Source organism: Methylobacterium sp. WL8 (assembly GCF_008040045.1).
Lineage (GTDB): Bacteria > Pseudomonadota > Alphaproteobacteria > Rhizobiales > Beijerinckiaceae > Methylobacterium > Methylobacterium cerastii.
In genome coordinates this window covers 1-10,112 of the sequence record NZ_VRVF01000112.1, presented here as the reverse complement: position 1 = coordinate 10,112, position 10,112 = coordinate 1, and the positions used below count along the sequence as shown (strand labels likewise).

Below are 10,112 nucleotides of genomic sequence, written 5' to 3'. Positions count from 1 at the left end.
GCCGAAGGCGGGGGGCTCGGGCAGGGCTGCGGCGGCGGGTCGGAACGGCATGTCCTCGTTGAGGAACGTGAGGCTGTAGCCGAATAGGATGCCCCAGCCGGCGGCGAGCGCAACGAACAGCGCGATCCAGCGCTTCGACACGGCACGAACCTGTCCGCCGCCCTGCTCCGCCGGGCCCGCGTCGAGCCCCACCGCCATGGCCATCCCGTCCTCCCCTCAGCGGACCGTGCGCACCGGACGCCGACACCCCTCGCGACCCTCGACCGACGCCGTGTCGGCGCCAAGTCGCCGCCAAGTCGCCGCCCCGCACGTCGGGTCCGGGCACCGGTCGCCAGGACCATCCGCTCCTAGAACCTTGGCGCGAACGCCGCGGGATGCGCCAAATACGCATCGCGGGCGACGAAATGTTAACCGGTCTTCCGTCTCGGGAAATCCCTAAACCGCGCGAATACGGCGGCGTGGCGGCGACGGATTGCCTGTGGGTCTTCGACGTAACACTTCCGACGTTGCATTCGTGCCATGGCGGGCCTGCCGATTCACTGCCATGTTCGGCAGCCGATCCGTTTGGGATCGCTCCCCCGAGGCACCCGATCCCCCGCGATGAGATGCTTCGCCACGGCCCTTGTGATCGCCCTCGCCGTCGGGCCGGCTGCGGCGCAGACGCGGCAGGCGACGCCGCGGATCGCCTGCGCCGACGCGATGGCGCTGGTGAAGCGCGGCGGCGACGTGACGATCGCGGTCGGCGCCGGACAGCCCGAGCGCGTCGTGCGCGACCGCAGCTTCTGCGACCTGTCCGAGATCGCCGAGCTCCGCCTCGTGCCTACTCGCGACAACCCGCAATGCCCGATCGGCTATCGCTGCCGCGAGCCCGGCTTCGAGGATTGGAACTGGTAGGCCGCCCGTTCACGCGCGGTTGAGCGTCGCGCGCCTCTTGGTGCCACGATCTCGCCACGACCCGCCTTCACTGCCGCCGGGAGGGCTCCGACAACGGAGCCGACCACCAAGATCACCGGGAGACGCGCGTGGCCGCACTTCGAAGCGGGCTCGGCTTGCAGGCCGTGCTCACGGCGCTTGCCGCCCTCGTGCTGCTGGCGGCGCCCGGCGTGCCCTCCCCGCCGCTCTACGTGTCGCTCGCGGGCTTCGCGATGGCCGGCATCCTGCTCGCCTCGGCCAACCTCTCCGCCTACCTGAAGGTCTTCGTCGCGGTCTACGGGATCGGCTACCTCGTGCTGGCCGGCGGCAAGACCCTGGCGGCGATGAGCCTGCTGCCGCCGACGCTGGCCGCCCTGCTGCCGCCGGCCTTCGCGGCCACCGGTGCCGTCGTGTTCGGCGGCCTCGTCCTCGCGATCTCCTACCTCAAGCCGATCCGCGCGATCACCCTGATCGCCGACCCCTACTTCGCCAGCCGCGAAGCGCCGACCGCGGAGATCGGCCCGTTCCGGTTCTTCGGCAACACCGAGGGCAAGGTCGGGCAGCGGCTGGTGGCGCTGTCGATCTTCATCACCTTCGCGCAGGTGGCGCTGCAGCTGCGCCTGAACTTCTGGTTCCGAGACCTGTTCAATGCCCTGCAGGAGTACAACGCCGACGCGTTCTGGTACCAGCTCGTCTGGATCTTCGCGCCGCTGGCCACGGTCTGGGTCGTGGTCGGCATGTTCGACACCTTCGTCGACGCGTCGCTCCACCTGCGCTGGCGCACCTGGCTGACCCGAAGCTTCTACGAGCGCTGGCTCGACGGCGGCACGCATTACCGCATCCCCTTCACCGGCGAGCACGCCGACAACCCGGATCAGCGCATCCAGAGCGACGTCAACCTGTTCATCTCGCAGACGACGACGCTCTCGATCCGCCTGCTGTCGCAGGCTGCGACCCTAGTCTCGTTCATGGTCATCCTGTGGGGGCTGTCGCGCGACTTCGTGCTGCCGTTCACCGACACCGTCGTGCCAGGCTTCCTCGTCTGGCTCGTGGTCGGCTACGCCCTGGTCGGCACCTGGCTGACGCATGTGATCGGGCGGCCGCTGATCGGTCTCGACTTCCGGCAGGAGAAGGTCGAGGCCGACTTCCGCTTCTCGCTGGCCCGGTCGCGGATCTATTCCGAGCAGATCGCGCTGCTGCGCGGCGAGCGCGCCGAGAACGTCAGGCTGAAGAGCCTCTTCCACGAGATCATCGACAACTACCTCGGCATCATCTACCGGCGGATCAAGCTCGGCAGCTTCACGCTGTCCTACAGTCAGATCAGCGTGGTGTTCCCCTACATCCTCGCGGCGCCGAGCTACTTCCTGAAGAAGATCACCCTCGGGCAGTTCCAGCAGACCGGCGACGCCTTCTCGAGCGTGCAGTCGTCGCTGTCGTTCTTCATCAACTCCTACGTCACGATCGCGGCCTACAAGGCCAACACCAACCGTCTCGGGTCGTTCAAGCGCGCCATGACGCTGGCCGAGGCGTATTCCGCGGCGACCGACGGGCTCGGCCACGGCAACGCCAGCAAGGCCGACGTGACCGCCACGGGGCTGACCCTCGCCCTGCCCGACGGGAGGACCATCGTCACAGCCGACGGCCTGTCCCTGACCAAGGGCGCGGCGACCCTGCTCACCGGCCCGTCCGGCTCGGGCAAGTCGACCCTGTTCCGCGCGATCGCCGGCATCTGGCCGTTCGGCAAGGGCCGGATCGACGTCCCGGCCGGGCAGTCGGCCCTGGTGCTGCCGCAGCGCCCCTACATCCCGCTCGGAACCCTGCGCGGCGCCGTGTGCTACCCGAACACCACGGACCAGTTTCCGGACGCCGCGATCCGCGAGGCCCTCGTCGCGGCGCAGCTGCCGGCGCTGGCCGACCGCCTCGACGAGGTCGACGCCTGGGACCAGCGCCTGTCCGGTGGCGAGCAGCAGCGCTTGGCCATCGCCCGCGCGGTGCTGGCCAAGCCCGAATGGCTCTTCCTCGACGAGTCGACCGCCGCGCTGGACGAGGCGAGCGAGGCCGGCATCTATCGCATGCTGCGCGAGAGGCTGCCCGGGACCACGATCGTCTCGATCGGGCATCGCTCGACGCTGCATGCGTACCACGAGCGCCGGGTCGACATGCAGGCGACGGGTGACGGATTGTTCAGCCCGCGCGAGCTTCGCGCCGTCGCGCCGGCCGAATAGAGCATCCGCCGCAACGAAGGCTCGCATGTCGAGCCGGCTTTTCAATGATCGAAGGGCGAGACGGGACGAATCACCAATCGCAATTGCCGATCGGGAATAAGAAAGGAACCCTCACGCAGTTGTGACGTTTGTACCCCGCTATCAAGAAACTGCGGAGAAACGCATGACCAAGATCACGACTTTCGCCAGCGCCGCCGCCCTCGTCCTGATGTCGTCGGCAGCCTTCGCGGCGCCCTGCTCGACCGGGACCACGGTCACGCCGAACAAGGACGCCAGCAAGTCCTCGACGGTCGATCCGAGCGCCACCGCCAACACCAGCCCCGGCGCCAAGGGCGAGTCCCCCGGCACGGTCGGCGCGATGAACAAGGCAGGCTCCGCCGCGACCGCCACCTCGCCCGCCGACGTGAACGCGCAGGACAAGGGCAAGCCGACCGCCGCGCAGGCCGCCAGCAACGATTGCTGATAGACTTCGATCGCAGCTGAGATCGCGCCCGCTCTGGGAGACCGGGGCGGGCGTTTCCGCGCGTTTAGAGCATGTTGCATGATCTATTGCGTGGTCGCATTTTCTTCACGCGAGCCGGCGTCCACCTCGCTCGAAAATGCTTTAGCCGCGCAGCCCCGTCGCCACGAGGGCGCACTTCCGGATTGCGTCCACGTCCGGCGCACCGGGCTTCACCACCCAGCTTCCGCCGACGCAGAGCACCGCACCGAGCGCCAGCCATTCCGGCGCCGTCGCCTCCGAGATGCCGCCGGTCGGGCAGAACCGGACCTGGCCGAACGGGGCGGCCAGCGCCTTCAGCGCCTTGATCCCGCCCGAAGCCTCCGCCGGAAAGAACTTGAACCGGTCGAGCCCGTGGTCGAGGCCGCGCATGATGTCGGCGGCGTTCGAGACCCCCGGTAGGTAGGGGATGCCGCGCTTCAGCGCCGCCTCGGTGAGCGGCGCGGTGAGGCCCGGGCTGACGATGAAGGTCGCGCCAGCCTCGATCGCCGCGTCGAGGTCGCGCTCGTTGAGCACTGTTCCGGCGCCCACCACCGCGCCCTCCACCCGCGACATCGCGCGGATCACGTCCAACGCCGCCGGCGTGCGCAGGGTGACTTCGAGCGCTGTAAGCCCGCCCTCGACCAGGGCGCGGGCGATCGGCTCGGCGTGCTCGACCTCCTCGATCACGAGGACGGGGATCACGGGGACGGAGCGCATCAGCGCGTCGATGCCGGTCATGGTGCGTTCCTTGTCCGTTGATCTCAAAGGCCGGCGGCGGCGAGCATCGCCGAGGCGCCCTGCTCGGCTCCGTCCGCGCCGTGGCGCATGAAGGCGAACAGCTCGCGCCCGGTGCCGGTGGCCGGCGGCGGTGCCACGGCGCCGTCGCGGGCGGCGAGTTCGGCGTCGTCGACGAGCACCTGCAGCAGGCCCTCTTCCGCGCTGAGGCGCACGATGTCGCCGTCGCGGATCTTAGCGATCAGGCCGCCGCCCAGCGCCTCGGGGCTGAGGTGGATCGCCGCCGGCACCTTACCTGAAGCGCCCGACATCCGTCCGTCGGTGATGAGGGCGACCTTGTGGCCGCGATCCTGGAGGACGCCGAGCTGCGGTGTGAGCTTGTGCAGCTCCGGCATCCCGTTGGCGCGGGGACCCTGGAAGCGCACCACCACGACCACGTCGCGCTCGAGCTCGCCCGCCTTGAACGCCTTCAGCACGTCGTCCTGGTGGTCGAAGACGCGGGCCGGTGCCTCGATCGTGCGGCGATGCTCCTCGACCGCGCTGGTCTTGAAGGTGGCACGGCCGAGGTTGCCCTTGACCAGCCGCATCCCGCCGTCCGCCTGGAACGGCGCGGCGGGCTTGCGCAGCATCGTGTCGTCCAGGCTCTCGGGCACCGCATCCTCGAACGTGAGGTCGTCCCCCGAGAGCTTCGGGTCGCGGGCGTGGTCGCGCAGGCGCGCGCCGGACACGGTGAGGATGTCGTCGTGCAGCAGCCCGGCATCGATCAGGCTCGCCATGACGAAGCTCATGCCGCCGGCCGCGTGGAAGTGGTTCACGTCGCCCGAGCCGTTCGGGTAGACGCGGGCGATCAGCGGCACCACGGCCGAGAGCCGGTCGAAATCCTCCCAGTCGAGGACGATGCCGGCGGCGCGCGCCATCGCCGGCAGGTGGATCGCGTGGTTGGTCGAGCCGCCGGTGGCGAGCAGCCCCACCACCGCGTTGACGATCGCCTTCTCGTCGATGCAGCGCCCGAGCGGTCGGTAATCGTTGCCCGATGCGCCGATCTCCGACAGGCGGTGGATCGCAGCGCGCGTGACCGCCTGGCGCAGCTTGGTGCCCGGGTTGATGAACGAGGCGCCCGGCATGTGCAGGCCCATCACGTCCATCATCATCTGGTTGGAGTTGGCGGTGCCGTAGAACGTGCAGGTGCCGGCGCCGTGATAGGAGGCGGATTCGGATTCCAGCAGCTCCTCGCGGCCGACCTTTCCCTCGGCATAGAGCTGGCGGACGCGCTGCTTCTCCTTGTTGGCGATACCGGTCGGCATGGGGCCTGCCGGAATCAGGATCGTCGGCAGGTGGCCGAAGCGCAGCGCGCCGATGATCAGGCCCGGCACGATCTTGTCGCAGATGCCGAGGAGCGCGGCGCCGTCGAACATGCCGTGGCTCAGCGCCACCGCGGCCGACAACGCGATCGTGTCGCGCGAGAACAGCGACAGCTCCATGCCGCGCTGGCCTTGCGTGACGCCGTCGCACATGGCCGGCGTGCCGCCCGCGACCTGCGCCGTCGCGCCGACCTCGCGGGCGAACAGCTTGATCTGCTCGGGGTAGCGTCCATAGGGCTGATGCGCCGACAGCATGTCGTTGTAGGCGGTGACGATGCCGATGTTCATCGCTCGGCCCGAGCGGATCGCGGCCTTGTCCTCGCCCGACGCCGCGAAGCCGTGGGCGAGGTTGCCGCAAGCGAGCGTTGGCCGATGCACGCCGGATTCGCGCTCGCGCCGGATCAGGTCGAGGTAGGCGGCCCGGGAATCGCGCGAGCGCTCGACCACGCGCGCCGTCACGGCCGCGACCACCGGATGGATCTCTGTCATCGCAAGTCCTCTCAACGGCCCGGATGCGAAACGCTCCGGGGCCGTCCTGTGCGCTGCCGACTTTGGGCCGGCCGGCGAAGGTGCAGATCCCTACGCCCCCGACCTGACCACAAGATGGCGGGACCGGTCGGGGGCTTCGGGCTCAATACTGCCAGAAGATCCGCTGCAGCTCCTTGGTGTCGCTGGTCTTGGTCAGCGCCACCGCCGCGAGGATCTTGGCCTTCTGCGGGTTCAGGTCGTGGGCGACGACCCAATCGTAGGTGTCGTCCGGCTGCTCGGCGTTGCGCAGGACGAACCCGTCGGGCACGCGCGAGGAGCGGATGATCAGCGTGCCCTTCGCGCGGATGTCCTTCAGCGTGTCCACGAGGTAGCCCGGCACCGAGCCGTTGCCGGTGCCCGCGTTGACGATCGCCTTGGCGCCGGCGTCGACCGCGGCCTTGTAGGCGCCGGGGAACATGTTGCCCGAGCCGTAGACGATGGCGACCAGCGGCACCGCGTCGATCGTGTCGATGTCGAACTCGGAGCTGGTGCCGTGGCGCTTGTCGAGGCTGCGGAAGAAGTAGGTCTTGCCCTCGACCACCATGCCGAGCGAGCCCCACTGGCTGAAGAACGCGCTCGGAACGATGTTGGTGCGCTTGGTGGCGTCGCGGCCGGACTGGATCTGGTCGTTCATCGTCACCATGACGCCCTTGCCGACCGCCTCCTTGCTGCCGGCCACCGCGACCGCATCGAGCAGGTTGAGCGCGCCGTCGGCGGAGATGGCGGTGGAGGGGCGCATCGAGCCGACCACGACGATCGGCTTGTCGGTCTTCACCACGAGGTTGAGGAACAGCGAGGTCTCCTCGAGCGTGTCGGTGCCGTGGGTGATGACCACGCCGTCGACGTCGCTCTGCTTGACCAGCTGCGACACGCGTTTGGCCAGCTGCACGAGCTGCGCGTCGGTGAAGCTCTCGGAAGCGATCTGGAAGACCTGCTCGCCGCGGACGTTGGCGATGGCCGACATCTGCGGCACCGCCGCGATCAGCTTGTCGACCCCGACCTTGGCCGCCTGATACGTCGCGCTGTTGGCCGCGTCCGCGCCGGCGCCGGCGATGGTGCCGCCGGTGGCGAGGATCACCACGTTCGGCTTGCCGACCTTGGCCTCCACCGCCGCGTCGGACATCTCGCGCCCGATCGCCGCCCCGGGCAGCGACAGGCTCGCGAGGAGAAGGGCCGCGAGCGCGGCGCACCGGCTGGATCTGACAGGAAGCATCGACACCCCTTCGCATGGATCGCCGCGGCGCGGCGCACCGGCCGCATCGTAGGCCGGCCCATCCGCGAGGCAAGAACGAAGCCGTTCGTTCGCGCGACCGAGCCGCGCGACCGTCACGCCGGATCGAAGCGGCAGCTTGAGCGTTGAAGATGGGTCGTCCCCCGGGAAAGGCGCCGCCATGCTGACCTTCGCCAGCCTTCTGCGGGAAGTCGAGGCCAACGCCCCCGCCCGCGAGGCGATGTCCCTCCTCGACACGGCGCTCGCCCGCCGCACCTCCGACGAGCAAGGCGCGTTCTGGCGGGCGATCGACATCTACTACGTGTCTCGCAAGGCGCCCGGCGCCCAGGCGAAACCCGAACCGCCTGCATTGGTCGCTGCGACGCAGGCACCGTAGCGCCCGCGCTTCATCCGTCCGTGTCCACGCTTCGGTCACGTCGGACTTGCGCGCCGGCCTCGCTTCGGCCGATCACGCGGGACGCGCGGTCGCCAGCGGCCCGGATCAAGCAGGAACCCTATGTCCGAAACCGACGACGAGCCGCTCGACGCCGTCTCGCGCCTCTACGCGAAGATGCTGGCGATGGAGATCGTGATGGGCGTGCTGATCGGGCGCCTGTCCGAGGAGGACCCGGAGGTGCGCGAGGACGTTAAGCGCGACGTCGCCGTGCTCCTGGCCGACATGCCGATCGATGGCGCAAGCGAGGAGCTGATCGCCGGCGAAGTCCGGCGCGCCGCGGAGGCCCTGACCAGCGTGCGCATCGCCTGAAAGCCGCGCCGTCAGGCGAAGGGGTTCTTCACCACCGTCGGCGCGGTCGTCGATTCGGCGACCTCGGCCGGCAAATCCGCCGCCTCGAGCGCGGCGACCACGGCGTCGATCGTGGCCTTCAGCGCGCGCGCCTGCGCCAGGCCGACCTTGTCCCGCGTGATGTCGAGGGAGCCGTGCAGCGCGATCGTGTCGGGGCCGTTCTCGAACGCCAGTGCGCCGACGATCCTCACCGCCGCCGCATCCGCAAAGGGCTCGAAGGCGGGCTCGCCATCCTTGGGCTTCGTCATCGCAAAGGATCCTCAGAAGATCGCGCGGAGCAGCTGGCGCAGGGCGCGGTGCAGGGCGCGCGCGGCCTCGTGGCCGAGCCAAGCGCGCCAAGTCTGCTCCCGACCCTGGGGGCGGTGGTCGGCGACGTCGTCGCGGGAATAGGCGCGCGGCTCCGGCAGCGTCATCGCCGAGGCCTTCTGGCTCGGCGACAGCGACGGGAACGCGTCGATCCCGGCGACGCCGCGCAAGGCATCGAGGGAGATCGCCTGCCAGGTCCCACCCGCATCGTTGGGCGCAAGGTAGGCGCCGCCCTCCCCCGCGCCCGGATCGTAGATCGCCTTGAACATCTGGCTCGGCACCAGCACGCGGCCGTTGATCGAGGAGAGCGCGTCGCCCGCATAGACCGGCCCGGTCACGACGAAGAGCTGCCCGCGCCGGGTCGCGAGCCGGCGCGTGCTCTCCTCGATCGCCGCCCAGAGGCTTCGGTTCAGGGCGCGGTTCTGCGGGACGACGTTGGCCAGGCTGAAAGATTGTGCCTGCGCCGCGCCGGTCGGCATGTCGCCGGCCGGCGCGAGATGGCCCCGGTCGAACCCGCTGCGGACGTAGTCGTCGAGCCGCGCGCGCTCGTCGGCCGGGACGCGGTCCTCGTCGTGGAAGGCGTCGATCCGCTCGACCCGCCGCGCGTCCGAGACGCTCGCCCGGGTCAGCCGTTCGGCGGCGTAGAGCGGCGCGCGCGCCACCCCGGAATGCAGCACCGCATAGGCGTCGAAGCAGAGGGGCAGCGTCTTGGCGGCGAGCTTCGGATTCGTCAGTTCAGGGGGGCGGTTGTCGACGAACAAGGCCGGGCAGCGTTCCGCGGCGCGAACCGGACCGAGGCCGAGGATTAGGGCGACGAGGGCGATTCGTCCGCGGCTCAAGAGCACGCGCGAACCCTGCGCGGCCCCGACGGCGTCGGGTGCTCGCGCCAGGTGCAGGGGCGACCGAGCGTGCCCTCGAATGGGCGGACGTCGCGGTCGGGGGCGCCCGGCACGGTGCGAACCGGGCAGTCGCCGAGAAAGGCACACGCGAACGTGAACACGTCGTCGACCGGGCGCGGCTCGGCTTCCGCGCGCGCGCTGAAGACGAAGGCGAGAATCGATAGGAATCCGGACAGCACAGCACGGAGCAACGCGGGCCTCATGTGGCAGCGAGGGCACGAAAGTGGGAAAATCCAGGGATGAAACATTGATCGGATCCCACAAGGTCCGTAATTGGCACTATCATGACAGCGGCCGTACCAACGTTCCCGCGAGCGGGCGACGGCGAAACCGGCCGGAACGACCCCGTCGTCATACGGGAGGCGGACCGCGCATCGGCCGCCTCGGATCGACGCGGCCTGCCACGGATGCCCTTCGGGCCGGAAGTCATAGCGAGCGAGTGGTTCATTGACACGTCAAGAAACATCCCCCTCGATTTTGGACGGTTTGTCTGAGACGTCTGCGTTGCGTCTGTTGCCGGAGAGCGACCTTCCGGCGGTTGCGGAGGCGGTTCGGTCTGAGATGATCGAGACCGTGTCGGTGACGGGCGGGCATCTCGGGTCCGGGCTCGGGGTGGTCGAGCTGACGGTGGCGTTGCACCACGTGTTCGA

Annotated in this window: 11 protein-coding genes and 1 pseudogene; 6 read left to right on the top strand and 6 right to left on the bottom strand. The window is 69.5% G+C overall.

Going from position 1 to position 10,112, the window contains the following annotated elements; genetic code table 11:
• Positions 1 to 204: pseudogene (locus tag FV234_RS24115) on the bottom strand (hypothetical protein); the annotation flags it as partial.
• A gap of 396 nt (positions 205 to 600) precedes the next feature.
• On the opposite strand from FV234_RS24115, the gene FV234_RS24110 reads away from it, so the two are divergent.
• The 3 genes from FV234_RS24110 (at position 601) to FV234_RS24100 (ending at position 3,600) form a co-directional block, all read left to right on the top strand.
• Positions 601 to 894, top strand: coding sequence for a hypothetical protein (locus tag FV234_RS24110; protein WP_147754075.1), 294 nt, complete (start codon positions 601 to 603; stop codon positions 892 to 894).
• Positions 895 to 1,022: 128 nt separating this feature from the next.
• Entirely contained in the window at positions 1,023 to 3,137 is a 2,115-nt protein-coding gene (locus tag FV234_RS24105) for an ABC transporter ATP-binding protein/permease (protein WP_147832147.1), read from the top strand.
• A gap of 163 nt (positions 3,138 to 3,300) precedes the next feature.
• Complete coding sequence (locus tag FV234_RS24100; RefSeq protein ID WP_147754077.1) at positions 3,301 to 3,600, top strand: hypothetical protein; 300 nt, start codon at positions 3,301 to 3,303, stop codon at positions 3,598 to 3,600.
• Between the two features lie 141 nt (positions 3,601 to 3,741).
• Here FV234_RS24100 and eda read toward each other — a convergent pair whose 3' ends face one another.
• From eda to FV234_RS24085, 3 genes are all read right to left on the bottom strand, one after another.
• Positions 3,742 to 4,356 (bottom strand): bifunctional 4-hydroxy-2-oxoglutarate aldolase/2-dehydro-3-deoxy-phosphogluconate aldolase, encoded by a 615-nt coding sequence (gene eda, locus FV234_RS24095; protein ID WP_147765143.1) that lies wholly within the window; start codon positions 4,354 to 4,356, stop codon positions 3,742 to 3,744.
• 23 nt (positions 4,357 to 4,379) lie between these two features.
• Positions 4,380 to 6,203: a phosphogluconate dehydratase gene (gene edd / locus FV234_RS24090; protein WP_147832145.1), complete on the bottom strand. Its 1,824-nt coding sequence runs from the start codon at positions 6,201 to 6,203 to the stop codon at positions 4,380 to 4,382.
• Positions 6,204 to 6,345: 142 nt separating this feature from the next.
• Positions 6,346 to 7,461, bottom strand: a complete 1,116-nt coding sequence (locus FV234_RS24085; RefSeq protein ID WP_246686296.1) for a type II asparaginase — start codon at positions 7,459 to 7,461, stop codon at positions 6,346 to 6,348.
• A gap of 172 nt (positions 7,462 to 7,633) precedes the next feature.
• Between FV234_RS24085 and FV234_RS24080 the strand changes: the two genes are divergently transcribed.
• Together FV234_RS24080 and FV234_RS24075 are read left to right on the top strand one after the other, a co-directional pair.
• Complete coding sequence (locus FV234_RS24080; protein ID WP_147832141.1) at positions 7,634 to 7,849, top strand: hypothetical protein; 216 nt, start codon at positions 7,634 to 7,636, stop codon at positions 7,847 to 7,849.
• A 120-nt stretch (positions 7,850 to 7,969) separates the two neighbouring features.
• Positions 7,970 to 8,218: a hypothetical protein gene (locus tag FV234_RS24075; RefSeq protein WP_147832139.1), complete on the top strand. Its 249-nt coding sequence runs from the start codon at positions 7,970 to 7,972 to the stop codon at positions 8,216 to 8,218.
• A gap of 11 nt (positions 8,219 to 8,229) precedes the next feature.
• Here the strand turns inward: FV234_RS24075 and FV234_RS24070 are convergent, their stop codons facing one another.
• Both FV234_RS24070 and FV234_RS24065 read right to left on the bottom strand, forming a co-directional pair.
• Positions 8,230 to 8,505: a hypothetical protein gene (locus FV234_RS24070; RefSeq protein WP_147832137.1), complete on the bottom strand. Its 276-nt coding sequence runs from the start codon at positions 8,503 to 8,505 to the stop codon at positions 8,230 to 8,232.
• 12 nt (positions 8,506 to 8,517) lie between these two features.
• The gene (locus FV234_RS24065) at positions 8,518 to 9,387 is read right to left on the bottom strand and encodes a DNA/RNA non-specific endonuclease (RefSeq protein WP_246686297.1); all 870 of its coding nucleotides are present in this window, start codon (positions 9,385 to 9,387) and stop codon (positions 8,518 to 8,520) included.
• 522 nt (positions 9,388 to 9,909) lie between these two features.
• Here FV234_RS24065 and FV234_RS24055 point away from each other — a divergent pair.
• The coding region (locus tag FV234_RS24055; RefSeq protein WP_281407969.1) for a 1-deoxy-D-xylulose-5-phosphate synthase N-terminal domain-containing protein at positions 9,910 to 10,112 on the top strand (203 nt) is incomplete at its 3' end.

What these genes read in the sequence shown, in the direction of transcription:
- FV234_RS24110 (WP_147754075.1), top strand. Translation starts at nt 601, where the DNA reads ATGAGATGCTTCGCCACGGCCCTTGTGATCGCCCTCGCCGTCGGGCCG.
- FV234_RS24100 (WP_147754077.1), top strand. Translation starts at nt 3,301, where the DNA reads ATGACCAAGATCACGACTTTCGCCAGCGCCGCCGCCCTCGTCCTGATG.
- eda (WP_147765143.1), bottom strand. Translation starts at nt 4,356, where the DNA reads ATGACCGGCATCGACGCGCTGATGCGCTCCGTCCCCGTGATCCCCGTC.
- edd (WP_147832145.1), bottom strand. Translation starts at nt 6,203, where the DNA reads ATGACAGAGATCCATCCGGTGGTCGCGGCCGTGACGGCGCGCGTGGTC.
- FV234_RS24080 (WP_147832141.1), top strand. Translation starts at nt 7,634, where the DNA reads ATGCTGACCTTCGCCAGCCTTCTGCGGGAAGTCGAGGCCAACGCCCCC.
- FV234_RS24075 (WP_147832139.1), top strand. Translation starts at nt 7,970, where the DNA reads ATGTCCGAAACCGACGACGAGCCGCTCGACGCCGTCTCGCGCCTCTAC.
- FV234_RS24070 (WP_147832137.1), bottom strand. Translation starts at nt 8,505, where the DNA reads ATGACGAAGCCCAAGGATGGCGAGCCCGCCTTCGAGCCCTTTGCGGAT.